This window comes from Leptothoe kymatousa TAU-MAC 1615 (assembly GCF_018739865.1).
Classification (GTDB): Bacteria; Cyanobacteriota; Cyanobacteriia; order Phormidesmidales; family Phormidesmidaceae; genus Leptothoe; species Leptothoe kymatousa.
On the sequence record NZ_JADOER010000011.1, the window covers coordinates 100,781 to 126,880 of the forward strand.

The 26,100-nt window shown below is 48.3% G+C and carries 27 protein-coding genes; 6 read left to right on the forward strand and 21 right to left on the reverse strand.

Features of this window, described 5'->3' with window-relative positions:
* Positions 1-58: 58 nt before the first annotated feature.
* On the forward strand, positions 59-355 hold the full coding sequence (locus IXB28_RS12035; RefSeq protein WP_215618847.1) for a YiaA/YiaB family inner membrane protein: 297 nt from the start codon (positions 59-61) through the stop codon (positions 353-355).
* A gap of 224 nt (positions 356-579) precedes the next feature.
* On the opposite strand, the gene IXB28_RS12040 is transcribed toward IXB28_RS12035, so the two are convergent.
* The 4 genes from IXB28_RS12040 to petN form a co-directional block, all read right to left on the reverse strand.
* Positions 580-1,305, reverse strand: coding sequence for a PEP-CTERM sorting domain-containing protein (locus IXB28_RS12040; RefSeq protein WP_215618848.1), 726 nt, complete (start codon positions 1,303-1,305; stop codon positions 580-582).
* 428 nt (positions 1,306-1,733) lie between these two features.
* The gene (locus tag IXB28_RS12045; protein WP_326521027.1) at positions 1,734-3,113 is read right to left on the reverse strand and encodes a 16S rRNA (cytosine(967)-C(5))-methyltransferase; all 1,380 of its coding nucleotides are present in this window, start codon (positions 3,111-3,113) and stop codon (positions 1,734-1,736) included.
* Between the two features lie 105 nt (positions 3,114-3,218).
* Complete coding sequence (locus IXB28_RS12050) at positions 3,219-3,404, reverse strand: hypothetical protein (protein ID WP_215619075.1); 186 nt, start codon at positions 3,402-3,404, stop codon at positions 3,219-3,221.
* A 43-nt stretch (positions 3,405-3,447) separates the two neighbouring features.
* Positions 3,448-3,537 (reverse strand): cytochrome b6-f complex subunit PetN, encoded by a 90-nt coding sequence (petN, locus tag IXB28_RS16830; protein ID WP_215618849.1) that lies wholly within the window; start codon positions 3,535-3,537, stop codon positions 3,448-3,450.
* A gap of 121 nt (positions 3,538-3,658) precedes the next feature.
* Here petN and IXB28_RS12060 point away from each other — a divergent pair, with 121 nt between their 5' ends.
* The gene (locus tag IXB28_RS12060; RefSeq protein ID WP_215618850.1) at positions 3,659-4,087 is read left to right on the forward strand and encodes a hypothetical protein; all 429 of its coding nucleotides are present in this window, start codon (positions 3,659-3,661) and stop codon (positions 4,085-4,087) included.
* Positions 4,088-4,192: 105 nt separating this feature from the next.
* A complete protein-coding gene (gene clpP / locus IXB28_RS12065; RefSeq protein ID WP_215618851.1) occupies positions 4,193-4,798 on the forward strand; it encodes an ATP-dependent Clp endopeptidase proteolytic subunit ClpP in 606 nt (201 codons plus the stop codon).
* 5 nt (positions 4,799-4,803) lie between these two features.
* On the opposite strand, the gene IXB28_RS12070 is transcribed toward clpP, so the two are convergent.
* Positions 4,804-5,505 (reverse strand): hypothetical protein, encoded by a 702-nt coding sequence (locus IXB28_RS12070; protein WP_407659199.1) that lies wholly within the window; start codon positions 5,503-5,505, stop codon positions 4,804-4,806.
* Between the two features lie 135 nt (positions 5,506-5,640).
* Between IXB28_RS12070 and IXB28_RS12075 the strand changes: the two genes are divergently transcribed.
* The gene (locus tag IXB28_RS12075; protein ID WP_215618853.1) at positions 5,641-6,450 is read left to right on the forward strand and encodes a TerC family protein; all 810 of its coding nucleotides are present in this window, start codon (positions 5,641-5,643) and stop codon (positions 6,448-6,450) included.
* 3 nt (positions 6,451-6,453) lie between these two features.
* Here IXB28_RS12075 and IXB28_RS12080 read toward each other — a convergent pair whose 3' ends face one another.
* The 8 genes from IXB28_RS12080 to IXB28_RS12115 form a co-directional block, all read right to left on the reverse strand.
* Positions 6,454-6,834: a hypothetical protein gene (locus IXB28_RS12080; RefSeq protein WP_215618854.1), complete on the reverse strand. Its 381-nt coding sequence runs from the start codon at positions 6,832-6,834 to the stop codon at positions 6,454-6,456.
* 88 nt (positions 6,835-6,922) lie between these two features.
* Positions 6,923-7,360, reverse strand: coding sequence for a hypothetical protein (locus tag IXB28_RS12085; protein ID WP_215618855.1), 438 nt, complete (start codon positions 7,358-7,360; stop codon positions 6,923-6,925).
* A gap of 176 nt (positions 7,361-7,536) precedes the next feature.
* Positions 7,537-7,911: a response regulator gene (locus tag IXB28_RS12090; RefSeq protein ID WP_215618856.1), complete on the reverse strand. Its 375-nt coding sequence runs from the start codon at positions 7,909-7,911 to the stop codon at positions 7,537-7,539.
* A 107-nt stretch (positions 7,912-8,018) separates the two neighbouring features.
* Positions 8,019-11,828: a PAS domain S-box protein gene (locus tag IXB28_RS12095; RefSeq protein WP_215618857.1), complete on the reverse strand. Its 3,810-nt coding sequence runs from the start codon at positions 11,826-11,828 to the stop codon at positions 8,019-8,021.
* 21 nt (positions 11,829-11,849) lie between these two features.
* Positions 11,850-14,234, reverse strand: coding sequence for a response regulator (locus tag IXB28_RS12100; protein ID WP_215618858.1), 2,385 nt, complete (start codon positions 14,232-14,234; stop codon positions 11,850-11,852).
* Between the two features lie 577 nt (positions 14,235-14,811).
* Positions 14,812-15,681: a carbohydrate ABC transporter permease gene (locus tag IXB28_RS12105; RefSeq protein WP_215618859.1), complete on the reverse strand. Its 870-nt coding sequence runs from the start codon at positions 15,679-15,681 to the stop codon at positions 14,812-14,814.
* A complete protein-coding gene (locus IXB28_RS12110; RefSeq protein ID WP_215618860.1) occupies positions 15,678-16,727 on the reverse strand; it encodes a carbohydrate ABC transporter permease in 1,050 nt (349 codons plus the stop codon). Before IXB28_RS12110 ends, IXB28_RS12105 begins: the two co-directional genes overlap by 4 nt.
* Before the next feature lie 48 nt (positions 16,728-16,775).
* Positions 16,776-18,020, reverse strand: coding sequence for an ABC transporter substrate-binding protein (locus tag IXB28_RS12115; RefSeq protein WP_246559758.1), 1,245 nt, complete (start codon positions 18,018-18,020; stop codon positions 16,776-16,778).
* 191 nt (positions 18,021-18,211) lie between these two features.
* Here IXB28_RS12115 and IXB28_RS12120 point away from each other — a divergent pair, with 191 nt between their 5' ends.
* Positions 18,212-18,988 (forward strand): M48 family metallopeptidase, encoded by a 777-nt coding sequence (locus IXB28_RS12120; RefSeq protein WP_215618862.1) that lies wholly within the window; start codon positions 18,212-18,214, stop codon positions 18,986-18,988.
* A gap of 179 nt (positions 18,989-19,167) precedes the next feature.
* Here the strand turns inward: IXB28_RS12120 and IXB28_RS17080 are convergent, their stop codons facing one another.
* Positions 19,168-19,629: an HNH endonuclease signature motif containing protein gene (locus tag IXB28_RS17080; RefSeq protein ID WP_407659197.1), complete on the reverse strand. Its 462-nt coding sequence runs from the start codon at positions 19,627-19,629 to the stop codon at positions 19,168-19,170.
* A gap of 441 nt (positions 19,630-20,070) precedes the next feature.
* Between IXB28_RS17080 and IXB28_RS12130 the strand changes: the two genes are divergently transcribed.
* Entirely contained in the window at positions 20,071-20,322 is a 252-nt protein-coding gene (locus IXB28_RS12130; protein ID WP_215618864.1) for a helix-turn-helix domain-containing protein, read from the forward strand.
* Between the two features lie 329 nt (positions 20,323-20,651).
* Here IXB28_RS12130 and IXB28_RS12135 read toward each other — a convergent pair whose 3' ends face one another.
* The 7 genes from IXB28_RS12135 to IXB28_RS12160 form a co-directional block, all read right to left on the reverse strand.
* The gene (locus tag IXB28_RS12135) at positions 20,652-21,773 is read right to left on the reverse strand and encodes a GGDEF domain-containing response regulator (protein WP_215618865.1); all 1,122 of its coding nucleotides are present in this window, start codon (positions 21,771-21,773) and stop codon (positions 20,652-20,654) included.
* A gap of 558 nt (positions 21,774-22,331) precedes the next feature.
* Positions 22,332-22,460: a hypothetical protein gene (locus tag IXB28_RS16835; RefSeq protein WP_274609695.1), complete on the reverse strand. Its 129-nt coding sequence runs from the start codon at positions 22,458-22,460 to the stop codon at positions 22,332-22,334.
* 138 nt (positions 22,461-22,598) lie between these two features.
* Positions 22,599-22,904, reverse strand: a complete 306-nt coding sequence (locus IXB28_RS12140) for a hypothetical protein (RefSeq protein ID WP_215618866.1) — start codon at positions 22,902-22,904, stop codon at positions 22,599-22,601.
* A 302-nt stretch (positions 22,905-23,206) separates the two neighbouring features.
* On the reverse strand, positions 23,207-23,509 hold the full coding sequence (locus IXB28_RS12145; protein ID WP_215618867.1) for a hypothetical protein: 303 nt from the start codon (positions 23,507-23,509) through the stop codon (positions 23,207-23,209).
* A 365-nt stretch (positions 23,510-23,874) separates the two neighbouring features.
* Entirely contained in the window at positions 23,875-24,501 is a 627-nt protein-coding gene (locus tag IXB28_RS12150; RefSeq protein WP_215618868.1) for a helix-turn-helix transcriptional regulator, read from the reverse strand.
* A gap of 118 nt (positions 24,502-24,619) precedes the next feature.
* Positions 24,620-25,273 (reverse strand): SMI1/KNR4 family protein, encoded by a 654-nt coding sequence (locus IXB28_RS12155; protein ID WP_215618869.1) that lies wholly within the window; start codon positions 25,271-25,273, stop codon positions 24,620-24,622.
* 45 nt (positions 25,274-25,318) lie between these two features.
* On the reverse strand, positions 25,319-26,095 hold the full coding sequence (locus tag IXB28_RS12160; RefSeq protein WP_215618870.1) for an SMI1/KNR4 family protein: 777 nt from the start codon (positions 26,093-26,095) through the stop codon (positions 25,319-25,321).
* Between the last annotated feature and the right edge of the window lie 5 nt (positions 26,096-26,100).

Sequence of the window (26,100 nt, forward strand, 5' to 3'; positions counted from 1 at the left end):
ATCTTCATGCTTGCATTGAAGACACTAGAGCCATGCACACACACAAAGGAAATCCATTATGACCACAGCAACAAAAAAGTTTAACGCCCCCTCAAGCCACACCACGGCATGGATTGCCCAAACCTGGCTATCGTTTGTTGTGTCAATTTCTGCCACCGCCATTGGCATTGTCTATTTACCCGCCGATGTCTGGCTGAAAGGATATCTTGGCATGGGTTTACTCTTCTCAGTAGGTTCAACAGTCAGTTTATCTAAAACCATTCGCGACCAAGAAGAAGCCAAGCGCATGCTCAGCCGCATCGATGAGGCCAAATTAGAGCGGCTGCTAGCGGAGTACGATCCGTTTAAGCAATAAGGAGGTGTTAAGAAACAACTTCTTGGTTAGCCTTGAAAGGCTTGTTAAGCCACGGTTTCAAGCAACAAGGCCATGATTTTATTTTTTAACAAGCCCTAATCCCACAATAAAAAGCCCTGAGTCTTTAATAACCCAGGGCTTTATAAAAAGGTAGTAGTCTAGGAAATAAATGTCGCAAGCTTTAACACATTCGCCAAATCTCTCTTGGCAAACGCAAGCCAGATTTAAGCCGCTTGCTTCTTACGCAATGCACCACCTGCAGCAACACCACCCACTGCTAGCAGAGCCAAGATAGAAGCAGGCTCGGGCACATCCTGAGATTCAGCACCAGGAGTAACCTCTGAAGCTAGACCAAACTGGGCAGCATCTAGGAAGTTACCAACAGAGTTGTTACCAGAACCAGTGGATACAGCGGAATATGCAAACCGCATGTTGTTACCCAGAGTTGTGATTGCGGCTTCATTCTCGCTAGTGTTTAGCTCCCACTGAGCTGTAGTTGCGGAATAGTCCTTGGTAAAGAGGACAGTATCATCAGCGGTACCGAAGACATTATCCAAACCTAGGTCAGTAATCTCGAGATTCATCACATCTGTGCCACTACGCGCACGGTGCATAAAGGAGAATCCCATTTTCTGACCGGCCTCGATGTTGGACACTTCCTGGAACAACGTGTCAGCCTTGTGGGCATTTAATTCAGCAAAGTAGTTACCTTCACCAGCAGCCACACCATGAAAACCATCACCCCAGATTTCAATGACATTGTTATCGGTAGTCTGCCAACCAGAAACGTCGGCCTTATTAACAAACCTGAATTGATTCAGCCCTGGAAAAGCTCCGGTGGCATCTTCAAAGTTATAGTTTACTAAACCAGCAGCTTGAGCTGAGTCAGCAATACCCACACCTACAACAGCCGCACCTACAACACCAGCAACAATAGTCTTAATATTCATGTTTCCCTTTGCAGTCAAGATTGATTCTGAAAACCCCAGGCTGCTGAACAGCTGAGCCCGTAATGTTTCGTTGTTCCTAAGATGACAGAAGCCAACTCCCATGGCCAAAGCCACTTACTACTTTTTATACAAGCTTTAAGAGAGACGGCAATCCGTGTGGATAAGTAATTCATGCTCTCGACTGCCCAGTATTTATACTATTCAGCTCACTAATAACAGTAGGATTGAATCAGTAAATTCACCAGACCATAAATTGAAGAAGAGAGTTATTACACCAGCAATAGGGTGATTAAATATCGTCTAGATAGGCTGATGTGCGTAGCGAAACAGAAAGAGATAACGAGAAAAACAGTAACTGCACCTGAGGACCCTCGAAAAACCGGTTGCACAGTCTCCGTAAAGTCTCGGATATCAACACCATAGGAAAATCAACACCGCTGCAGCTTCACCATAAAGAAGCCATCCATATTTTGTTGATGGGGCCACACCGTTGCCCAGCCTTGTTCGGTCACAAAAGGGGCTACGGGAGAGGCTTTGGCAGGGGGTTGAATTTCCCAATCGGGATGACGGGCTAAAAAGGTTTGAATCAGTGTCTGATTTTCGTCGGGGTGAAGTGTGCAGGTGGAGTAGACCAATACGCCCCTGGGTTTAACCCAATCGATAGCGGCCTCTAAAAGCTCCTGCTGCAAGGTAACTAAACCGGCAATGGAATTTGGCGTTTGCCGCCAGCGGGCATCGGCATGGCGATGGAGGGTGCCTAGCCCCGAGCAAGGCACATCTAACAAGACGCGATCGGCAATGCCTTGAAACTTAGGCTGCTGGCGACTATCGCCCATGACGGTTTCAATCGTATTGAGCTGGAGCCGTTTGGCATTTTGACAAATTTTGTTGAGACGGGAAGATGTGCGATCGCAACCCAACACTCGCCCCTGATCGCCCATCAACTCTGCTAAGTGGGTGGTTTTGCCGCCGGGGGCACCACAGGCATCAATAATGGTTTCCCCTGGCTGTGGATCTACCAAATAGCTCACCAGCTGAGCACTGCTATCTTGCACCATCCACCAGCCCTCGTCGTATCCAGGCAGCTGACGAATATTGCCCGTTGCCCCCACAATCCGCAGAGCATGGGGAATCTGTTCATGGGGCTGCACCATTAATCCATGGTCAGTTAAGGCCGCCATCACCTGATCAATGCTGGAACGCAACCGATTTACCCGTAGATCGATTTTGGGCGTTTGATTAAACCATTCGCAGAGCTTCGACACATCGTCTGCCGCGAGCAACTGCTGCCATGCCTGCACGATCCAATCGGGATAACTATGCAAAATCCCCAGCGATTCCACGGCATCCGCCGGTAGCTGTAGCGGATCGTCGCCCGCTGCATGCAAGCGAATATATTGACGCAGCATGCCATTCACCACACCGCTGAGCTTGCCTAAGCGCTGATATTTGGCTAGCTGCACTGTGGTGTCAACGGCGGCATGTTCTGGCACCTGATCCAAGTAGCGCAGTTGATAAAAGCCTAAATGCAAAATCCGCCGCAGTTCAGCCGGTTGCTGCTCAGCAGATCGTTTTCCCAATTGGGTAATCAGAGCGTCCAATGTGCGCTGACGTCGCACCGTGCCATAGATGAGCTCCGTGGCCAGCCGTCGATCGACAGCCGCCAAGCTAAAGTTGCGAATATTACGTTCTAAGGCCACATCGGCAAAAGCCCCTTTATCAATATCGCGCAGCACCAAAAATGCAAGCTGGCGTGCCGATAGATGCTCAGGGATGCGATTCGACTGGGACGACACGGCAGATGGCACGGATAAATACGGGGTAAGGGCTAACAGGGAAGGTAATTACTCTAGCAGAACGGTTCAAACGTGAAAGGGGGCGAACCCATGGGTTCGCCCCCTTTCACGTTTGAACTATTTTTTCTTGCTCCGGCGTTTACTTACGGGCTTTCGATTATCCAGCGCTTCTTGGGTGCGCTGTCGCTTATCGCGCCACTCAACACTGGTTAAGTAAACAACGCCTCCGGTCACTAATACCAAAAGAAGCGCCGCCAGAGTTGCTAAAACACTATATACCTGAGCTTCTAAATCGCCTGTCATGGACACCTGCTATGGGTCACCTACCATATCGAAAACAAGCGGCCTAGAAACCGTTGCGGCCCCAAACCACCATGGAGATAGAAAAACTAAAGAAAGCGAGCAATGCAACCCAGCCCAAAGTCAAAATATCCATATCGCCTAACTTGCTTATGTAAGTGAAAAGTGTCGCCTAATCGGCTCCTTTTATCATACGGTAAATCAATGCCCGATTTTTGTGCAGCGGAAAAATTGCCCCAGAGTCGATGATTATCCCCATGGATCCAGAACGGATTGAATCCGTCAAAACCGGTATTGTGGCTGCGATCGCAGGCATCGCCGTGAGCCTGATCTTAGTGGTTGCCACAGGGATATTCACCCCAGGTGCCGCGCCCCATATGCCCCTCCTCATCCTGCAACGCCTGAGCATTGCCGCTGTCTGCTGTTTCCTATTCGGCGTTACCTACCGATACATCATTCGTCAGGATCCCAATCCCCATCTCAGAAGTGGGGCCGTTGGGGCCTTCGCCCTCACCCGCAGCCTCAGCCAGCTAGAAAGCTTAAATTTCGCAGAACAGACCAATATTCTGGTCCTAATGCTGCCCATTGCCGAAAGTTTTGGCCTCTTTTTAGTCGTCCGCCTGATTTTAGATTTTGGGTTACAACGGCAGTGGCTCAAACCGTTTCCAACCCAAAATGAGATCTAGGATGGGACCGTTGCTACTTTAGGGATATCCGCACTCCCCCACTACCCTAATTAAGTCTGTACAATCAGTTAAAGCAAGTAAAAGAACCCATACGCTTAGGCCCTTATGATTCCTACCGTTATTGAGCAATCGGGTCGCGGTGAACGCGCCTTTGATATCTACTCCCGCCTGCTACGGGAGCGTATTGTCTTTTTAGGGCAGCAGGTGACCGCCGAATCCTCCAACCTGATTGTGGCGCAAATGCTATTTCTAGAGGCCGAGGATCCCGATAAGGATATCTTCCTCTATATCAATTCCCCCGGTGGTTCGGTATACGACGGTCTGGGCATTTTTGACACGATGAACCACATCAAGCCAGACGTATCCACCATTTGTGTGGGTTTGGCTGCCAGTATGGGTGCCTTTTTGCTAAGTGCGGGCACCAAGGGCAAACGCATGAGCCTGCCCAATTCTCGCATTATGATTCACCAACCTTTGGGCGGCGCCCAAGGTCAGGCAACTGACATCGAAATTCAGGCGAAAGAGATTCTATACATTAAGAAAACCCTGAACGATGCCTTGGCCGCCCACACGGACCAGCCCATTGAACGTATCACCGAAGATACGGAACGGGATTTCTTCATGTCTCCCCATGAGGCCGTTGAATATGGATTAATCGATCAGGTCATTGACCGCCATTCCATTGGCAGCCGCCCCACACCAGTTGAGTAGGTGCACTAGCCCATGCTAGGTGTGGATTGAGATTCTAGGTACAGCAAAAACGTCAGCAGTTCTTCATCCGATAGCTGCTGACGTGATCGTTTATTGAAGGTTTGCTCTAGATACGTCCGCCCCTGGACGCTGCTCCACCCCAGCCGCGACATTTCCACATCAGTTTGGGCAATGATGTCTGACAGGTCTACGGGATGGGTATCGTCAAAATTTTCAATGGCGTTAGCCGCTAAGGATGAAGCAGGCACTTCCGACGGTGCCGGTGCCTCTTCGGGGGTAAAGCTATCTAAAGGACGACCCATGTCGTCATCCTCGGTAGCGCCATGGGCCGGGTCTGCGGGTTCAGGGCTGGGGTCTGGGGCGATGGCGGGGGCGGCGGCTTCTTTGGCTATCGGCTTGGGCACCACTGGCGTTACAGTCTGGGGCTGGGGAGCCCCGGCGGGCACCCTGGCCACGGGGGCCGCTGAGCCGTTGGTTTGCCCAGTGCCATCTGGCCCAAACCCTAGCATGGCAAGCACTCGTTCCTTTGCCCGGTCATCCGCTGCCGCCAGGTCTTTATCAGCCGCTAGGGCCGTCCCCACGACCTGGGCGTCTATACTCACCGTAGCCTTGACCAAATATTGCTCAGCATGGGCCATTAATAATTCGGATGTGAGACTGCCACTGGCATGCCGGTGACGAAATTGGGCAAATAGGTTTGAAATCACAGGCAATCGGGAGATCAGTTTCCCTGATAAGAATGGGCGGTGGATGGTATCCGATCTATTCTAAACAAGGGTGTCCCTGACTCCGATCACTAAAGACATGTTTACTTGTAATGACTGCAAAATGTTAAGGGCTACATGTTAGATCAGTTACTCGAATGGTCGCCTAATTTAGGCCTAGATACCCTACTGTTATTGCCGGTGCTGATTGCACTAGAGGCGGTGCTGTCGGCGGATAATGCGATCGCACTGGCCGCCATTGCCCAGGGGCTAGAATCAGCAGAACAGCAACGACGTGCCCTCAATTTAGGCTTAATCGTCGCCTTTGTGCTGCGGATGACCCTAATTTTGACCGCCAGCTGGGTATTAAATTTTTGGCAATTTGAAGTGGCCGGTGCAGCCTATCTACTGTGGCTGGTGTATCAACACTTCAGCAGCCGTGATGATGACGATGAACAACACCACGGCCCGAAGTTTGCATCCCTGTGGCAGGCAATTCCAATCATTGCGTTTACAGATTTAGCCTTTTCTTTAGATAGCGTCACAACGGCCATCGCCCTTTCAGACGAAGTGACCATCATTTTGCTGGGGGGCGCCATTGGCATCATTGCCCTGCGGTTTATGGCGGGTCTCTTTATCCAGTGGCTGGATGAATATGTTCACCTAGAAGATGCCGGCTTTGTCACCGTTGCATTTGTGGGCCTCAGGTTATTGGTGCGTGTGATCAACGAAAGCTGGGTCCCCCCAGACTGGGCCATGGTCGCCCTGATTGCCGCGATCTTCGCATGGGGCTTTTCCAAACGTGTGGACCCTGAAATCACCCCCCAACCACAGACCGAAGCAGAAACTGCCCCAGAGACCGACGAAGCCTTAAAGCTCTCTGTGATTACCACCGGCCTAGAGACCACCACCGAAGGTGAAGAAAATACGGTCCTCACCAGCGAATAGCCCCTAGCCAAACCAGTAGGATGGCATACAGGTTTGGGTCATATCTTCAACGCTCCAGGATGGCTGAGCCAATTTTTCAGGCTCTACTAATAGCTCAAGCTGATTCTGAATAATGTACTCAATGCCCCAGTAGATATAGCTGTCTAAACGCAGCTCTAAATCAACAAGCTGGCTTAGATAGTGGGGCAACCGTCGCCAATGCCCAGGGGACTGAAGGCTGGGCATGACCTGCTTTAGCTTCACCTCAACGTAATCGAGCAAAAGTTGCTTCACCTTTTCATTGCTCAACGCCACTTGATATGGATAGGTTGGATAGGACGCTAAAACATTGTCCAGTTTTTCCAGCAGAACCTGATTAGCAGATTCGACAGTGCAGTTCATCATGATCAGTACCTTCCTAACTGTGGATTGGTGGAGGCTGTCATCGCCCACAAATCCACAATAGGAAGAAAATCTAAAGACTTTATGAGCATCAGGATTTAATCTGAAGCATCACCTTGACCAAAGCCAATTCATCTTGACGAAAGTAATCTACAAACTGATATTTTAGTAGCTCGTTATTGAATAGCAGGCTGTGTAGGTCAAACCAAAAATCCTTGCCCTGCAACCAGCCGGCCCCAATCAGCCGGGTGCGAACTAAGTTGCGCGTGTAGGCAAATAGGTCAAGTTCAGGGGATAAACTTGCCTGGTTGATAATGATCCACTCAAATACTTGCTGATCGTGCTTGGCAAAGTATAGTACCGCTGCAGCCAGCGCTTCCTCAGTTTCTCTTGGGCTGGGTAGCGAATATAGAAAGTCTTTGACTTTATTGAGGGCGGTAATATCTTTTTCCTTGAAGACACAAACAACAATATCCAGGGAGCGTTGAAAATCGTTATCTAGGGAGCGTTGAAAATCGTTTCGTTCCATTTTGGCAGTACCAGCCAGCCTCTATTGCGTTGAGCTCCAGAGCATGAGCGTTCTCCCCCTCCCCGCTCTAACCTCGATGGTTTAGAAAAAGGGGCCTTGGGAGAATGCTTGTAATTTACACAAACAATGTGGTTTTTTTGTGATTTTACATTGGCGGCATAAAAAAGTAGAGCGGATTACCAGCCGAGTAATTGCTCAATTTGCTGGGTGAGCTCCCTAGCCTTAAAGGGTTTGGTAATCACCCCTAGGACACCTATTTGCAGCAACGCTTGGTGCTCGCTCATGCGGGCCTTTGCCGTCAGAAAAATCGTGGGAATCGATTGGGTCACGGGATCGGCTTGGAGCTGCTTAAACACGTCGATCCCATCTTCGCCGGGCATCATCACATCTAATAAAATGAGATCGGGGGACTTGGCTTTTGCGATCGCAATGCCATCCTGGCCACAGGCCGCCGTATCCACCGTCCACCCAGCCGCAGCTTCTAAGGAAAACTGAATAATTTCGCGGACACCATCATCGTCATCCACCACCAAAATACTCTTCTTGTCCATGGGCCTTTAGATCGGTCAAATAAAGCCAATGTAGTGTACATCAAACAACGCATTACCTAGACCACCAGCACATATTTCTACGAAGGGCGAAAGGGATACGTACTGAATTAAACCGCTACTTGACAAGCTGCAGGCAGAGTAAAGAAAAATGTGCTGCCCACCCCCAGAGTACTTTCGGCCCAAATCTTGCCCCCATGCTGCTGCACAATACTGCTGCAGATGGCCAGGCCTAAACCAGTCCCCCCCTTACTACGGGAGTCAGAGGCATCCACTTGATGAAAACGTTCAAAAATATGATCTAACTTATTCGGCGGAATTCCCCGCCCTTGATCTTGCACCATAAACTGAATCTGGCTGCCGTCATGGATGGGAATTTCTTGGACGATCACCGATACCGTCGATGATGGTTCTGAAAACTTAATCGCATTGCTCAGCAAATTCGTTAACACCTGACTTATACGGTCACCATCGGCCCAGATCATCAGATCAAGCTCGGCGGCCAACTCTATGTGGATATTGGCTCGCTCGGCCATCAGTTCGATTAACTCATAGGCTCGTCGGGTCAGCGCCTGTATCGAAACCGCTCCCTGACGGAGCTTAACTTTGCCAGACTCTAGGCGTTCTAGTTCAAGAATGTCATCGACTAACTGAACCAAACGGGATGAATTCTCCGCCGCAATGGTCAATACATGCTGCCCCCGGTCCGATTGTGGCGTCACCAATCCACTGGCAACCAAATCTAAGGCCCCATGGATAGATGTCAGGGGCGTCCGCAGTTCATGGCTAACAACGGAGATAAATTCATCCTTCATCCGATCGATGGCATAGCGTTCACTCACATCTTCCCCAATGCTTAAAATTCCGGTTGAATGGCCATCAGCATCCGTAAGCACTGTAGTATTCCACTCAATAATCTTTTCTTCTTTGTCGCAGCAGGTGAAGACACGGACTTGATGATGGGATGATGTCTTATTTGCCAACAAGGACTGGAAAATCTCTTGCGGCTGTTGCCGTTCGGACTGGGGGAACAATAGATGCAATCCATTTTCACCTTGGACTTCGTGGCGGCGATACCCCATCAACGATAGAAAATGGGGGTTCACGTAATTTATTGCGCCAGCAGCATCCAAACCCACCACCATCAACCGTACATTGTCGAGAAAGCTACGCCAGCGTTGCTCAGAGCGTTGCACCGTCACCAAGAGTTTTTGCCGCTCTTCTTCGGCTTGCTTACGTTGGGTAACATCTCGCTGTAACACTAAAATATAATCGTCCGACGGCGAGTCTTTTACCAACGTACAAGAGCAGTCCATGGTCAAAATTCGCCCATCTTTACAGACAAATTCCATCTCCTGGCGATGGTTACCGGTGATGAGTAAATCTGCAAACTCTTGCTGACAAGTCGCTTGGGTGTTGCTACTCAAAAAGTTGGACAAGGGTTGGCTCAGCAGTTCCGATTCGGCGTAGCCAGACTGCTCTGCAACCGTTGGATTGACCTGCTGAATCAGGCCATGGTGATCTAGTACATAGATAAAGTCTGGGGCGGACTCAAACAATGACCGAAACCGCTGCTCACTTTCTTGAAATGCGGCAGTTCTTGCTTGCACTCGAGCTTCAAGTTCTTGATTGAGATGCTTGAGCTCTTCTTCTGCCCGTTTACGCTCGGTGATATCGGTATAAGCGCCCGTTACCCGAATAACATTACCGGCTTCATTTCTGAGTGCTTTAGCAGAATCTAAAAACCATCGGTGACTACCATCTTTGCACTGCATCCGATATTCTGCCTGGTAGACCGGTGTGTTGCCATCTAAATGATCCTGCAGGGTGGCATAGACGCGAACAATATCATCGGGGTGCATGCGATTTTCCCATGCATCAAAGCTATTGGAAATTTCATGCTCTCCATAGCCCAACATGGTTTTACAGCGAGGCGAATAAAAGATATCGCGCGTCTGCATATCCCAGTCCCAAATACCGGCACTACTACCATTGAGGGCCAGTTGCCAACGCTCTTCACTACGACGCAACGCTAACGCTGACTGCTGCCGCTGCTGGGCCCTGAATAGAATTTCAGCGAATATCGTAAGCAACTGCACATTCGCGTCGGTCCATGGTGAGACCGTACTAAATGAAGCAAAGCCCACGGCCCCCCACAGCTCACCCTTAGCCATCAAAGGAATGGTGAGAATAGCCTGGAGACCAAACTGCTGCCAACTTTGAGTATCTACCGTTGCTTCCGGTGGGGCATCCGCCACATCGGCAATGATGAGTGACTCTCCACTGAATAAACAGCGAAAGGCCCAAGGAAACGCAGCCTGAGGTAGATTTTGGGCATGGTTAATTTGTGCTGTGTGTCCGGCGGCAACCCATTCGTGGGTCATGCTCAAGGTAGTGTCAGTGGGGGCGTAACGGAAAATATAGGTGGTATCTACGGCCTCTAGTTGACCAATCACTTGCAAGGCATGGTTAATTTCCGAGTCGGTATCATCAGGGTCTAAATTGATAAACCGACTGGATAACTCTGAAACAATTTTGCCCAGTTGCAATTGTTTTTGGAGAGCGGCTTCCGCCAGTTTTTGATCGGTAATATCTGTGTGGGAACCCACCATCCGCACAGGCGTCCCAGCCTCATCCCACAGCACCTGGGCCTGGTCTAGGACCCACCGATAGCTGCCATCTTTACACCGTAGACGATGTTCAGTTTTATAATCCGGTGTTTTATGGTCCCAATGATCCTGCACCGCCGATTGTACATAGGCCAGATCGTCGGGGTGTACACGATTTACCCATTCGTCTGGGTGATCGAGAAATTCGTGGCCTTCATAGCCCAACATTTGCTTAAATCTAGGCGAGTAGAACACTTCATCCGTGTCGATCTGCCAGTCCCAAATACCGGCATTGGTGCCGCTGATGGCCAATTGCCAACGTTCTTCACTACGCCGCAGGGCAAGTTCCGCCTGCTTGCGCTGCATGCTTCTAAGTAAAATTTCAGCAAAAATTTTAAACAGTTGAATATCCCCTTCGGTCCAGGAAATTTCTTGGGAACAGGAGGCAAACACAACAACGCCTAAGGGGTGAGGTTCACTGCCCAGGGGAATACCCACCAGTGATTGGCGACTGTAACGCTGCCAAATGGTTTTCATGCCAGCGGCTTCGATGGGTAGCTGCTCTACACTGGAAACGACAATGGGCTCACCGCGCTGGAGGGGATTCATGACCCAATGAAGGTTTTTAAAGGGGATATTTTGGACATTTCCGATTAAGGGAACAACATTGTGATCGGTCCACTCGTGGGTCATACAGGTGACTTCGTTGACATAGTCGAAGTCAAGGATATAACTGGTGTCAATGTTTTTTAGCTGACCGATTGTCGCTAATGCTTGGTTAATTTCAGTATCAATCGAACCTGCATCGAGGTCGATAAATCGAGTGGAAATATCTGCTATCACCTGGCGTGATTTGAGCTGTTCTTGTAAAGCAGCTTCAACCTGCTTGCGCTCGTCTATCTCGGTTTCAAGCTGTTGGTTAATTTTTCTTAGCTGTTGTGGGCTGGGTAAGGCTAAAGCCGCCGGGATCGTGGGAAATAACTCCAACGCAGTATAGATAGACACGATAGCCGTGATGGCTTTTAACACACCCGATAGCCAATAGGCCGGGTGCCACAGGGTCCAGACGGCCATTAAGTGGGTGGACCCGCAGGTGGTAATAAACAACCCAAATAGGAGAAAAATACCGGGGAAAGGAATATCTTCACGCTTTCGAACAAAGTACACCAACATCACGGGGATGGAGTAGTATGCGATCGCAATGAGTACATCCGAAAGCAAATGGAGCCAGATCAGTTCAGGCTGCCAAAGATAACAATGCCCATGGGGAATAAACTGCGTGGGAGAAAATATATTCTGCAGTGTTTCCATCCCACTTGCCTCCAGTAGTATTCAACTAGATAAAACTTGATTGCGCCCGGCGGCTTTGGCCTTATACAAAGCTTTGTCAGCCACACGGTACAAACTTTGTACATCTTTACCATGCTGCGGATACTCAGCCACACCACCGCTAAAACTGACATGGAACAAGGACTTGGTGTCACCTAGAAAACCATGTTGGCGAAAGGTTTGCAACAACATGGTTAAACGTTGCACGGCCACATCCTTAGAAATACCATATAACCCCACCACAAACTCTTCCCCCCCCCAGCGAGCCAGCACATCTTCCCCCCGAAACGTTTTACGGAGGTAGTCCCCTAAGGTTTTTAGCACCTGATCGCCAACATCATGGCCATGGTAATCGTTAACAGCCTTAAATTGATCTAAATCTAACAGGGCAAAACAGAGGGTCGTCTGTTGACGATCTGCTAACTTTAGCAGCCTATTGAAGTCTTTAACCGACTGATGACGCTGACTCAGTCCTGTCAGCTGATCAACTTCAGCCAAGGTGCGCAACAATCGGACCCGCTCCAAACGATTTAAGATCCGGGCCACTAACTCTGGCCCAATGATGGGTTTACTGAGATAGTCATCCGCACCCACTTCAAACACGCGACGGACAATGTCGGGCTCGGTATGGCCTGATAAGAAGAGAATGGGAAATTGATGCAACGCCGGATCGTTTCTGATCACCTGACACATTTCTAAACCATTGAAATCAGGCATTTCAATATCTAAAATCATCAAATCTGGCGGTGCCTGCTCCAGGCTATCCCAAAACTTTAAGGGATCTGACACCAACGTTAGTTGAAACCCCCAAGGTCTGAGGATGGCGTCCAAACATTCTAGAATTTGCGGGTCATCATCTAAAGCGAGAATACTGGCAGCAGGCAATGTTGTTTGTCCTAGGTGGTGGATGAGGGTTTTTAAGACTTGGGCGGCGGCCACCGGCTTTGGCAGAAAGGATTTGGCCCCCGCTCGTAATGCGGTTGCCCGTTCCCTGAGGCTATCTTGGTCGGTGGCGACAATCACCGACAGCTGTGGCTGCAGCTGGGTAAGCTCCAACAGGAGGGCCATGCCTTCACTCAAAACTCCCGTCACGTTGATATCCAACAACACAATATCGATGTTGTGTTGCTGCAAAAGCTCTTTAGATTCATGGACGGTGGATGCAACCCATGGCTGCACCCCCCAAACAGAAGCCTCATGGATGAGGTTATCGACAAAATCTATATCGTTATCAATAATGAGCCACTGATGAATGCCGGAGCCTCGCAACTGGGACGCCCGGTGACTATTGACAGTGGTTGAACCCGGTAAAGCCTGGCGTAACTGCTCAATGACGCTAGGTAACTGTTGCAAATGTTGACCATTGGGCAATGGTGTCACCAACAGCACTTGCTCAATACGGGCAGCGAGCTGAGAGGCGGTTGTAAACCCAAAGCTCCCCAAAGCGCCTTTTAATCGGTGGGCAACTTTTTGCGCAGCCGCCAGTTCTAGCTGATTTTGGGCTATGGCCGTAGATGGATCAAACGCTTTATCCTGCAATAGCTGTACTGACTGGGCTAAAGATTCAATCAGATCTAAATATTTGGATTGATGACGCTCCCAAATAGTCTTAAGGGAGGCGACTACTGGATCTTGCGGTGCTAGAGCAGCCCCTGACCTGGCCCTTTCTAGAGAGGCATATTTTGTTGGCGCTACCGGTTCAGGTGAGGGGGCTACTGGCTCAGGTCGGAGACGATAACCTAACCCATACACGGTCTCAATCATGTCCTCCACCCCACCCTGTCGCAGTTTACGGCGCAAACTTTTGACATGGGTGCGGACAGCATTCTCAGACGGCATTTTTTCAAATGACCAGAGGCGATCAATCAACGTGTTCAAGCTAAAAATTCGGTGCCGATGCCGCAGTAATAGCTCCAATAGGGCATATTCTTTACCGGTCAAGTGCAGACGTTTTTCCTGGCATAAAACCTCGCAACTGGTGGGATTTAGAGTTACCTGCCCCCAGGTTATCAGGGGGGATGTTTGCACTTGGCCACGGCGCAATAGGGCCCGCATACGCGCCAAGAGTTCGTCTAAATCGAGGGGTTTAATGATGTAATCATCAGCTCCGGCATCTAACCCCGTAACCTTGCTAGCCAGGGCATCTTCAGCCGTCATCAACAACACTGGCACGGCATAGCCCGACGTCCTTAGCTTGCGGCAAAAACTGATGCCATCCAGCTTGGGCAGATATAGATCTAGGAGGACTAAATCGTATTCAAATAGCTCGATACACTGCCAACCAGCTTCACCATCGGTAGCCATTTCAGTCTGATAGTGATGTTGCTTCAATGTATGGTCAAGGATTTCTGCTAATCCTGCATCATCTTCTACAACTAAGATTTTCATGGCGGGTGTAACTCCTACCCCTGCTAAACCACGTCCCAGTAAAAACCTGTAGCTTTACGGCAATTTTTGGATGGGCCATGGGCAGGATTTATAGCAACTTTTGAAAAATTGGAAAGAATTCCTGACCAGAAAATGAGGGCACTGGTCAGGAATTACATCAACCGGCCTTGAATTATATCTAGGCTAGCTTTTTTATGGGTTTAGTATGCAGTTCAGCCTCTAACAGCAGGGCCGAAGGCTTTACGTTTAATACAATCAGCGAAATGTGATTTTTTTGTGATATTCGCTACGCTTTATCGCCATGGGAGGCGGGTGAGCTTCATAGTTTCCTCACACTTAATCGATACCGTATAGGTGTTTCCTTAATCTGACTGACTAACTTTTTTAATTAATCCGTGATAAAACACGTTCAATAATTATGAGTAACTGTCTCTGCTGCGATAGCTCATTACTTCGACAAATTAGCAATAGCACTCTTTACTGGTACTGCCCCAGCTGTCGTCAGTCCATGCCCGCAACTAATGCGAAGGTGATTGCTAGGCATCACACTAATTATTTAGCTTTAAAATCGACCCGTTTAGCCTTTGACAGACCCCGCCAACAATCCGCGAACAAAGTAGCGCTGCAGGGCAAAAAATACCGCTAGGGGCACCACCATAGAGATAAAGGCTCCAGCCGTCAGCAGGTGCCAGTCTTGGCCCCGGTCACCCACCAAGTTTCGCAACACCAGGGTGACCGGGGCAACGTTTTGGTTGCCCCCTAAATACACGAGGGCGACGAGTAAATCGTTCCACACCCAGAGAAATTGAAATACGGCAAAGGATGCGATCGCAGGCATCGATAGGGGCACAATCAGCCGCGTAAAGATTTTCAAATGGGAGGCCCCATCCACCGCGGCGGCTTCGATCAAATCCCGTGGCAAAGAACCGATGTAGTTGCGCAACAGGTAAATGCCCAGCGGCAAACCATACCCCGTATGGGCCAGCCACACCGCCAAAAAGCTACCGGCTAACCCCAACTCGTTATAGGCCCGCAACACCGGAATCAGGGTCATTTGCAACGGCACCACCAGCAAACCCACAATCACCACAAATAGGGTCTGCCTACCGGGAAACTGCATCCAGGCCAGGGCATAGGCCGCAAACGTGGCAATCGAAATGGGAATAACCGTCGCCGGAATCGCAATCACCAAGCTATTGATAAAGGCCTGGCCCATGCCCTGGCTTGCGAGCACATCAATGTAGTTGCCAATGTGGAACTGGGTGACATCAAACGGATGTTGAAACACCGTCCACCAGCCGTTTTGGAGTAGTGCATCCTGACGCCGAAAAGAGCTGATAAATAGCCCCGCCGTCGGTAGCGTCCAAAGCAAGGAAATCGTCACCACCGCCAGATGCAGGGGCAACCGTTGAAACCATGCGGTCTTAGCAGACTTGGCTATTTTCATCGGTTCGCCTCCTGCTGGGTAAAGCGTCGAATGTTGGTGACCATGACGGGAATGACCGCCAGCAAGAGCATCGTCGCGATGGCGCTACCCCGACCAAAGTTTCTAAAGTTAAACATTTCCTTGATCATGCGGCTGGCAATGACATCCGTATCTAGGTTGCCGCCGGTCATTACGTACACAATATCGAAGACCTTGAGCACCGCCACCACCACCGTGGTGGCCACCACGGTAATCGTCGGCATAATCATCGGAATAATAATGCGCCGAAAGATTTGAAACTCATTGGCGCCATCAATCCGGGCCGCTTCGAGAACATCCTTGGGAATCCCCTTCACCGCAGCCGATAGCAACACCATGCAAAACCCGGTCTGGAGCCAAATCATAATGATAATTAGGGCCAGGGTATTGAGCGGCAGCAGCGTGGGTAACGGGCTGAGATTGTCCAGCCCCAGCCCAGCCCACACCGGCTCTAACACCCCGTCGCGCTGAATCAACCAGCCCAAGGGCTTGAGCCCAAATGTCTGGCGCAGGGCATTGAGCAAGCCAATTTGATCGGTGCCCGCCGGTTTAAAGGCATAGATAAATCGCCAAATAACGCTGGCCCCCACAAAGGAAATGGCCATGGGTAAAAAGATCAGCGATTTAGCCGCCGACTCGTACTTCACCCGGTCCACCAGGACGGCAATAATCAGCCCCAGGCCAACGCTGATGCCAGACACCAACAATAGCCACAGCAGGTTGTTGCGAAAGGCAATCACCATATCGGGGTTGGTGAGGGCAAAGGCATAGTTTTTGAGGCCGACAAACTTGACCGAGCGGCTGTCTAAAAAACTTAGGTACAGGGTGCGCAGGGTGGGCAACACCAGATACGCCGTCAGCATCACCATGGCAGGCCCCATGTAAACCCAGGGCAACAGCCGGTCTTTCCACAGACGGGGCAGGCGCTCTACCAAGAGATTGAGGCCGTAAAAAATAGCGAAGGTACCGACGGAGCCGGTTGCGATCGCCACTATTGCCGTCAAAATCCGCAATACGTTATCGGACATGATTTACCCTCACATCAAGCATGGACGGGCAATGCCCACCCTGAACGGTTATTCTGACCAGCTTGCCTCAATCGCATCCAACACATCTTCCACCGGCTCCCCAGACACATAGTCCACCACACCGGACCAAAATGTCCCCGTGCCCACAGCTCCTGGCATCATATCCGAACCATCAAATCGAATCGTCTCCGCAGTACTCAAAAACTCAGCTTGCTTTTTGCTAAGGGCATCTGGATACACCTCTAAACCCACCTGCTTGTGGGGCGATAAAAAGCCGCCCAACTCCGCCCAAATTTCATGGGGGGTCGGGGTGGCCAAATACGCCATCAACGCCTGGGCTTCCGGGGTGTTATTAAACATGCCGAACACATCCCCAGCCACCAAAACGGGGGTGCCATAGGCCGGGTCAATCCCCGGCAGCAAAAAGATATCCAGCGCCTCGGATGGGTTAACACCTTCAGGCAAAAAGCTAGCAATAAAATTAGCCTGACGGTGCAAATAGCAGGTGGGCGTCTCCCCCAATAGCCCTTGGGGCGCATCGCCAAAGGGCGTACTAATCGCCCCCACAGCACCACCCACTACATAACTTTCATTGAGGACAATATTGCCAAATTCCTCAAAGGCCTCCTGCACCGCCCCATCATTAAACGGAATCTCGTGGGCAATCCACTGATCATAAACCTCCGGCCCCGCCGTCCGCAGCATAATATCTTCCACCCAGTCGGTCCCTGGCCAGCCAGTGGCTTCACCACTTTCTAAGCCCACACACCAGGGATTCACCCCCAGTGCCACCAACTCATCGCTCAGGGCCAACATCTCATCCCAGGTGTTTGGCACCGTAAACCCTTGGGCAGCAAAGGCACTGGGGTTGTACCACACCAAGCTTTTGATCGAGGCCCGATACCAAATCCCGTAAAGGCTATCATCGACGGTGGCTAACGATAACCATGTTTCAGGAAATGCCGCCGACAGCGTCGCTTCATCCATAAACTCCGTTACCGGCACCATTTGCCCAGCGCTAGCAAAACTAGCCATGAGTCCCGGCTGGGGAAACATGGCAATGTCGGGGGCATCACCCGACTCCACCCGTACCGGCAGCAACGTCGCAAAGGAATCCGTACCTTCGTAAATGACGTCAATCCCCGTCTCGTCTTCAAAGGGCTGCAGCGCCGCTTCTAACTTCTCTTGCTGTTCGCCAACCACCACACCCAAAATAGTGACCGTTTTATCTGCCACACTATTGACGTCCCCATCATCACCACCGCAGGCGCTCAGCAGAAATAGTGCCGCCATCGATAACCATAGTCGCGTTTTTAAGTGGGCCATTGGTAAAAATCCGAAGATAAAACAGCATTTTTCTTTGTTCACATAGTATTTTATGCCCTAGATGCATAGTTGCCCTCCCTGGAAAAAGCTTAAAGACGCCATGTCCTATCAAGCTTCGTCAGCTAGACTAAAAAGCACATGGAGTTTGCCCCTTGACCATGGCGCAGCTAGAGCTATTTCCCCCCTCAGAACCACCGTCATCCGAGCACATTGACTACACTGTCCGCAAAAGCAAACGGGCCAAACATGTTTCCATTAAAATTACTGTAGATGGCAATGTGGAAGTAGTTGTTCCGCCCACATATAACTGCAATAAAATTCCGACCTTGATCAAAAAACGGCGAGGTTGGATCCTAAAAAATCGAGAACGGCTCTCTAAGGAACGTCAGGATACGGTAACCGACTGGCAGATGCGCCAGCCAGAAAAACTGGAGCTACGCTGGCTAGCAGACCTAGAGCAAACAGACGCCCACGAAGTTTGGCACATTAGCTACGAAGCATCCCCAGGCCCCACCCTGTGTATACCAATGCCTGGCAATCAACTCAAAATACGCGGCCAGGTTGAGAGTTTTGCCATTTGCAATCAGGTACTTTGCGAATGGTTAGGCCACAAAGCCCATAAAGAACTGGTGCCCTGGATACGACAGCTTAGCTTTGACCTGGACCTACCCTTCAAGCGACCTTCGGTGCGGGGGCAAAAAACTCGGTGGGCCAGCTGCTCTAGCAGCAAAAATATCAGCCTTAACTACAAATTGCTTTTTTTGCCCAAGGAAGTGGTTCAGTATGTGTTGGTACATGAACTCTGCCATACAGTGCATATGAACCATTCTCAATCATTTTGGCAGCTAGTCTCGGAAAAAATGCCAGGTTTTGAGCCATACCGCAAAATATTGAAGAATGGCTGGAAATATGTGCCTCGTTGGGTAGAGAGCTGATAATATCTGCGCACTATGGCGGATTTTACAGACAAATTGTCCTATGGACAGGGTATACGTTGTACTCTTTACAAGATGGTTTTGGGGCTGTAGCTCAGCTGGATAGAGCAACCGCCTCCTGAATATCGGGCACTGCATGGGGAAACCCGGCATGTGAATGTAGTCAAAGTCGGTGAAACCTAAAAAGTGAGGTGATGGTGGTCATATTCCCAATGGTGATTGGGGCAAAGAGCAACTAGATTGTCTAAGTCATTGACTTCAGCGATGAACGTATCATCTGTGAAATCATTAATGGCACGCTTATGGCAAACTTCAAAATGCTTGTCATAGCCACAAATTAGACATTCTTGCAGTTTGTTAGATCGCAGATAAAGCTTTCGAGCAAGCTGCCTGACTCGTGCAGAGTATTGGAAAGATGCTTTTTGTTTAACGTCTCCAAGGGTAACTTTTGTCCAATCTACATATGATGGGTTGCAGTTATTACAGGTAGTTCGCCTGCCAAAAACTGGAACGTCACAATGTTTACAGTACTTTTGTTGTTTGCGCTTTTTCGGCACTTTTTTGTTGTTAAACGATGCGGCACAAGAGCGATTGCAAAACATTGGATTGGTTGTTAGTTGACCGCAATGGCAACACTTCATGGCAATACCGAGCCAAGCTCAGTCAAATGTGATGTTTAGCAGCTTAAGGCTGTTATCAAGGCATCTATGATGGAGAAGGTGTAGAGACTAGACGGCTACCACCTAAAGGCAAAAGCACAAGGTGAAGGTATAGTCCAGAGAGTGGGGAAACTCACACAAATCTGAAGCGGTAGGTCGCGCGTTCGAATCGCGCTAGTCCCGTCCAAAACAGTTTGACGCGGTAGGTCACGCGTACTCTCCGAGAAGGCAAAGCCTACGAATCGCGCTAGTCCCGTTCAAATCCCTAAAACATCATCTACCAAACTGCCTTCGAGATATTTCGGAGGCAGTTTTGCTTTAAAAAAGATAGCCTTCTAAAGGCCAAAAAACAACCGCTAGCATCCATAAATAGATTCTAGACGCATTTTTCGACCACATTAATGAGTTGGTGTTAGCATCTGCTTGGCACATAGTTCTGATTCATCACTCAACGTGATCCATTGGCGACTGGCCATTATCATGGCCGAAAAAAATATCCGCAATAAAGATTTAGCGACACTTACGGGTATTAGTGAGCGTTCAATTTCACGATTGAAAGTTCGTCGTCAGGTAAGTCGGATTGATGCACAAACACTAGATGCTCTGTGCAAAGCGCTCAAGTGTCAGCCTGGAGATTTGATGGTTTACACAGACAACAATTCCTCAGCGACTTAAGTCCATTGTTGATTTTGACAATTTCCCACCTTCGGATGGCTAATATCTAGACAAAATCAGAAAATTTAGCAGATTTGGTTGGGTATACTGCGAATATTTTTCTCAAACGGACAAGTGAGGCCAGGGATATTGCCTTAAACACAATAATTTGTTTGCCGCTGATAATGTTGATTCAAGAGTTTGAATCCATCGTAAGATCTACATCTCGTAAAAAAGACAATCAACAGCTTACACAGCTCTGCGACTGGCTCTTACCCATGTTAATGAACGGCCAATTAACGATGAAGCGATGCAATTAGAGGGTTGCAGCCGTCTATGCTGACGTTCCACTATTGCTTAAGAAATAATGGTTCATGGAAAACTTTAGGGGATTGAAAATAGACGATGCGATCGCGTCCTTGTTTTTTAGAGCAATATAGTGCCTGATCGGCCTCATGAACCAAATCGGCAGCCACATCCTTGGCGGTGGGTACCGCTGCAGCCACACCTAAACTAGCCGTCACCCAACGACTAATAGCAGAGTTCGGATGGCGAATAGCCAACGCCTGAATACTTATCCTCAAAGTTTCTGCCACCTGAACAGCCGACTGCACCGACGTGTCAGGCAAAATCGCAACAAACTCCTCTCCGCCATAACGCGCCACCATCCCCTGAAAATTCTCCAAGTGAGACTGCAGCGTTTGCGCCACTTGCCGTAAACAGGAATCCCCCTGAATATGGCCATAACCATCATTAAACTGCTTAAAATAGTCCAGATCTAGCATGATTAACGCTAGAGATCTTTGAGAACGATAGGCATGGTCCCACTCTCGTTCTAGACATTGCTCAAACCCATAACGATTCGCAATGCCCGTCAGACTATCCGTAGCAGCAAGTGTGGAAAGGGTCTTCAACTCTTGCCGTAATCGATGCAATTCATCCACACAAACCGTCATCTGACGATGTAAATCCTGATTGGACTGCTCTAATCGCTGTTGTTGCTGCTGTTGTTGCGCGACACACTCAAATTTAGTCACAGAGACAGTCAAAGCACTCTTCAACCAGCTCGAATTAATATTACCTTTCACCAAAAAAGCTTGGGCACCCTGCCGTATCAACTGCACAGCAAACTTCTCATCGGCAAACTCAGTCAACACCACCGTTGGAATATTTGCAAACGATTGCTGCATCCGTACCAACGTTTCAATGCCTTGACTATCTGGCAGCTCCAAATCTAACAACACAACATCAAAGCCGTTTTGCTGCAGACACTGTAAGCCCATCGCCAAAGACTCAGCATGAACCAAATTGAATACAGACATGCCCTCGCAAGCACCAAGCATCTCTCGAATTGAGATGGCATCGCCCAGGTTATCCGCAATTAAAAGAATATTTTTCGCACACGCTTGCCCACAGTGTTCGGCTAACAGTGACGGACAAGGATAAACGTGAGGATGTAACGATTCACCCATTTTCGAGGTAAGACTATTGACGCCAGCATACGGTAGATGATCGGCTTTGAATTTAAAGACATCTGATGCTGCCTAGCAGGCTAGGAACCATAATTTCCCTGTGCAAAGCATGCCAGCGAATAGATGCCACTTCTACAAGGACACTTGACGACAAGCGGACTCAAAATTATTGAGTTGATTCATTATAAAAAAACTTGAAATGATTCCAACACCGTATGATCACTTAAGCCATCGTTAATTTGCCGCACTTTAGTGCGTCAAGGCTAAAGCACAGATCAGACTGAGCACAACTAATTTCGTCACACTAGCGTTGTAATATCGCTAGAAGAAACAGCTATTGTTAGGTCGCCACGATTTTGAAACACAAACTCAGTGTAATCTGCTAAATCATCTAAACCTAAACAAGTCAATGTCAGTTCCGTAGCGAACCAAATAACAGTTTTGAAAATTAGCTTTGTCCATTGAATTTTCATAGCAAGCTTAACCTTTGATCGACCCCTGCCAACGTCAGTCTCAATACATTGAGGCAAGACGTTTTAGCACGTAAACACATGCCGCTTACGCATAGTATTGTTCAGACAACAACCACTGATTGCCAACCCGCGAAAAAATCTGAACTAAACCGGTTTTACGATTCCACATACGTAGGAAACGCTTACCATTTTTGCGAAATTCATGACGAACCATAATTTCCCCCTAGACACGTAGTCATCATGTGCTGTTGCACTTCTATACGCGCCGTTATGAGAAATATGCAGGTTCCTTACAGAAGCAGTAAATCTGTAGATTAGGTCGTTATTAAATAAAGCCTAGAAAGAGTAATCGCTATTTTTGCAACAGCTCATTCAGCTGTTGCACTGTTTCCTCATGGCGCTGACGCAACATACGCTGATATGTGTTAGCCAATAACCTTGCTAAATATTCTTCGACCAGCGCCGCCTCATCACGAGACTCGCATGGCAATATCAACAAGGGCTGTAGGGTAGGGTTCAATAGTGCAGCGCTTAACCTCGCGAACAGCTGCTTATCCCAAACTAGATACACCCCAGCTTCAGACGTCATCGTTAGGTATGATTTCGCCAAGCAACGAATCACACCCCGCAATGGATAAAACAGACACTGGGAGGCCATGGGCAAGTTTATAAATCTCGAAGAATGTAAATGTCCAGTGTTGCCAATTGTCGGTATAACCTTAACCGCGAACTACAGACAAACAGTCCCTATATCCGACAGTCTGATTCCCGAATTCAGCAACAGCAAAACGCCTAACTGCGATGCCCCAAAAGCATCTTTGTTAGATTGCCCATCACATCTAGGCCCCAATCTACGTGATTATGCCAAACTTCCCTGATACACTGTGCTGCTCCACAAAAACAGTTCAGCAGCAGTACCTAAGACCGCCGATAAAACTAGCAAATTGCCGCAGTTTTTTCCTATAAAAGGCTATTGAGCAGCTGCACTTGTTCGTTCTCTCGCTGCTCTAAAATGTGTTGATAGGTTTTGACTAGAACATCGGCCAGTTCTGACTCAACGGCAGACGCTTCATCACGCGAGCGATATCCTGTGGCTAAAGCAGGCTGCAACGAAGGTTTCAAATAGGTTGCAGCCAATTCAGTAAACAGTGCCTCATCCCAAATTAAGCCTGAGCTACAGGCTTCGGGAGTAACCGTTAAATTAGTCTTGGCAATGCAGCGAATAACACTACGCAAGGGATAAAAAGGACAGAGGGAATCCATAAACTAACCTTCAGAAAACATCAAGACGCAATGAATGTAGTGCAGTATACGTCTCTATTTTTTTCTTTTCTAAACTTCTTTAGTTAGAATTCCCGCTTCTGCCAGCAAGTAATCGATGGGATCATTTATCACTATCTAGTGATTATACCCTTCTAGGTTATATGGATGGACATGGCCACCTCAAATATCTCATTAGTTGCAAACCTTACCAAAAGATTGACATCTTCACGTAACTGTCCCATAGCCCTCGCTAGCTAAGCAGAGTCAAAGCTACCACTCAGCCGACACCCTCTTTCAACTCTGTTCCAGGGACGCTTACTCTCTCACTCGCATTAAATCAACACCCTCGCTAGCGAAACCAAATATTATAAGGAAGGAGATGCCTGTTTGCGTTTCGCGTGAATGCTACGCATATGCTTCTTAACCGTATTGGGGGTAATATCTAACTTTTTAGCAATTTGCTTATAGGTCAGCGAATTACGGTGCAACATCCACACCTGTTTCTCACGGGGAGTAAACCCATATTTTTTTGCTTCTTCCAGTAAAATATGGGTTACCGCCTGTTGACGATCTTCAAGCAAAAGAATTAAATATGGCTCTTCTAAGGTATCGCCTTTTAACCAGCGAGAGCGAATATGGATAATGGCTGCATTTTGGGTAACAATATCAAATTCCATCAACCAATTTTGATGGGGAAATAACAATCGGCTCTGGATCAACGACTGACAAATATGTAAAATTTCTTCTGGAATATCTCCATAGTTGTTTATACCCTGGGAATGGAAACAGCTAAGGATATCATAGGCATCATCGCTAGCATAAACCAGATTTTGTTGAGTAGTGAATACTAAAATACCATTCAGACATTCTCTAATCCAATCTAAATTAATAGCATTTTGTTCCTCAGACAAAAGCATTTGACAAGAGTTTTTTTGTTTACCGTTTCGATCTGTGTGCTGAAAATTTGAACTATTAGAAGAAACCGTCATCATTACTGCCCCCTTGTAAGTGTTTTCCTATAAATACTTCGAAAAAATTCTGCTTAAAGCACCTTATATAAAGGTTCCAACCTGTAGAATTAAGGGGTACACCTACAAGTCAGCAATCAGCTCAAAGAATCTCTCTCATCTCTAGAAAATTGACATATTCTGCTTCCATCATCTCGCGAAAGGAAGGATAGCGATCTGCACCTGGCAACCAATCGCCAAAGAACCAAGCCTCCCATTCACCTTCATCGTTGCGAACCTGAGGATTGAGCAGATAAATCGTTGATTCACCTTTATCACTAATTTCTAAGGCTGTTTTTAGATATTCATAGCGCACTTTACGACAATCTTGAGCTTCTCCGTACAACAAATAGTCTGCGTCATCAATAGGCGTAGGATGACATCTATCAAAATTGTAATGTAATCGATTGATTGATTTTAGTTGTTTGTTAATAAAGGCTTCAATCCATGTTTGATGTCTTGAAAAAAACCAATCAATTTGTTCCACCGACCACACTCGATAGATAAATGGGGTCATTTGACGCCAGCCATTGCTGACCTTTAAAAAATCTCGATAGGAAGGGGGTAAGCGTATACGTAATCGAGACTCCGCTTGCCTAATTTGTTCTTCAGTCGCACCAGGGTATCCCAACCACCCAGACTCCAGAACATCATGGGGTATCTGATCAATATTACTGGCAGACTCAATGAATTCTCGGCTCCATTTTTCAAGAAACATCTGCCACTCAAACATTCTTAGGCGAGTAATAATATTCATCTTCGAAGGTTTGTTAAATATGTTTCAATATCGACAGTCCAGATCTCAGCAGGAGTACACTACCTGCTCTACCCGTTCTATAATCCATTGACAAAGTCTTTCAATTTCTATCCCTGGCCATAGATGGCAGCTAACCTGCCATCGCGGCTGCACATCGGTATTTGATACTACGGATAATTCTATGGAGGTGTCTGGTGGAGTAAATTCCTGACGAAGTTCTTGGGAATTTCTACATTCTGCTTCCATCAGGGCTTGAAATGAGGGATATCGGTCAGCACCGGGTAACCAATCCGCTAAAAACCAAGCCTCCCACTCACCGTCTTCGGTAACCACTTCAGGGTTAAGTAGATAAATAGCGGCATCGTTAACGGCGCTGATAGCTAAGGTTTTCTGGAGATACTCCATTCTGAGATGGCGACAATCCTGGGGAGCACCATAGGTAAAATAGTCTTGGTCAGAAACATAACCTATCGTAGTAGCCCCATGGGTTCCCCAGAAAGAGTTGCTACGATATCGTTGGATCCAACGATTCAGCCAGTCTGGATATTGTGTAGCAAACCAAGTGATATCTACAGACGACCCCAGGTCCTGAATAAAGGGTGTAGTTTCTTGCCAACCGTTACTCACTTTCAAAAAGGCCCGATAGGAAGGGGGTAATTTTTGACCGAGCCGAGCCTCAGCAGCTTGTAGTTGCTCTTCGGTAGCGCCAGGATACCCCAACCAAGCCTGTGGTTGTTGACTATCCTGCGGCTGAATGTGTTTACTTCGCAGGATGTCTTGACTCCAACGAGTCAAAAAACCTAACCAATTAAATGAACTCATGATAT

Excerpts from the sequence above, each read along its gene's own strand:
- IXB28_RS12095 (WP_215618857.1), bottom strand. The coding sequence starts at position 11,828 with ATGGAAACACTGCAGAATATATTTTCTCCCACGCAGTTTATTCCCCAT.
- IXB28_RS12080 (WP_215618854.1), bottom strand. The coding sequence starts at position 6,834 with ATGATGAACTGCACTGTCGAATCTGCTAATCAGGTTCTGCTGGAAAAA.
- IXB28_RS12085 (WP_215618855.1), bottom strand. The coding sequence starts at position 7,360 with ATGGAACGAAACGATTTTCAACGCTCCCTAGATAACGATTTTCAACGC.
- IXB28_RS12050 (WP_215619075.1), bottom strand. The coding sequence starts at position 3,404 with ATGACAGGCGATTTAGAAGCTCAGGTATATAGTGTTTTAGCAACTCTG.
- IXB28_RS12090 (WP_215618856.1), bottom strand. The coding sequence starts at position 7,911 with ATGGACAAGAAGAGTATTTTGGTGGTGGATGACGATGATGGTGTCCGC.
- IXB28_RS12145 (WP_215618867.1), bottom strand. The coding sequence starts at position 23,509 with ATGGATTCCCTCTGTCCTTTTTATCCCTTGCGTAGTGTTATTCGCTGC.
- IXB28_RS12100 (WP_215618858.1), bottom strand. The coding sequence starts at position 14,234 with ATGAAAATCTTAGTTGTAGAAGATGATGCAGGATTAGCAGAAATCCTT.
- IXB28_RS12110 (WP_215618860.1), bottom strand. The coding sequence starts at position 16,727 with ATGTCCGATAACGTATTGCGGATTTTGACGGCAATAGTGGCGATCGCA.
- IXB28_RS12155 (WP_215618869.1), bottom strand. The coding sequence starts at position 25,273 with ATGAATATTATTACTCGCCTAAGAATGTTTGAGTGGCAGATGTTTCTT.
- IXB28_RS12160 (WP_215618870.1), bottom strand. The coding sequence starts at position 26,095 with ATGAGTTCATTTAATTGGTTAGGTTTTTTGACTCGTTGGAGTCAAGAC.
- IXB28_RS16835 (WP_274609695.1), bottom strand. The coding sequence starts at position 22,460 with ATGGTTCGTCATGAATTTCGCAAAAATGGTAAGCGTTTCCTACGTATG.
- IXB28_RS12035 (WP_215618847.1), top strand. The coding sequence starts at position 59 with ATGACCACAGCAACAAAAAAGTTTAACGCCCCCTCAAGCCACACCACG.
- IXB28_RS12135 (WP_215618865.1), bottom strand. The coding sequence starts at position 21,773 with ATGGGTGAATCGTTACATCCTCACGTTTATCCTTGTCCGTCACTGTTA.
- IXB28_RS12150 (WP_215618868.1), bottom strand. The coding sequence starts at position 24,501 with ATGATGACGGTTTCTTCTAATAGTTCAAATTTTCAGCACACAGATCGA.
- IXB28_RS17080 (WP_407659197.1), bottom strand. The coding sequence starts at position 19,629 with ATGAAGTGTTGCCATTGCGGTCAACTAACAACCAATCCAATGTTTTGC.
- petN (WP_215618849.1), bottom strand. The coding sequence starts at position 3,537 with ATGGATATTTTGACTTTGGGCTGGGTTGCATTGCTCGCTTTCTTTAGT.
- IXB28_RS12060 (WP_215618850.1), top strand. The coding sequence starts at position 3,659 with ATGGATCCAGAACGGATTGAATCCGTCAAAACCGGTATTGTGGCTGCG.
- IXB28_RS12120 (WP_215618862.1), top strand. The coding sequence starts at position 18,212 with ATGGCGCAGCTAGAGCTATTTCCCCCCTCAGAACCACCGTCATCCGAG.
- IXB28_RS12040 (WP_215618848.1), bottom strand. The coding sequence starts at position 1,305 with ATGAATATTAAGACTATTGTTGCTGGTGTTGTAGGTGCGGCTGTTGTA.
- IXB28_RS12140 (WP_215618866.1), bottom strand. The coding sequence starts at position 22,904 with ATGGCCTCCCAGTGTCTGTTTTATCCATTGCGGGGTGTGATTCGTTGC.
- IXB28_RS12115 (WP_246559758.1), bottom strand. The coding sequence starts at position 18,020 with ATGGCGGCACTATTTCTGCTGAGCGCCTGCGGTGGTGATGATGGGGAC.
- IXB28_RS12105 (WP_215618859.1), bottom strand. The coding sequence starts at position 15,681 with ATGAAAATAGCCAAGTCTGCTAAGACCGCATGGTTTCAACGGTTGCCC.
- IXB28_RS12075 (WP_215618853.1), top strand. The coding sequence starts at position 5,641 with ATGTTAGATCAGTTACTCGAATGGTCGCCTAATTTAGGCCTAGATACC.
- clpP (WP_215618851.1), top strand. The coding sequence starts at position 4,193 with ATGATTCCTACCGTTATTGAGCAATCGGGTCGCGGTGAACGCGCCTTT.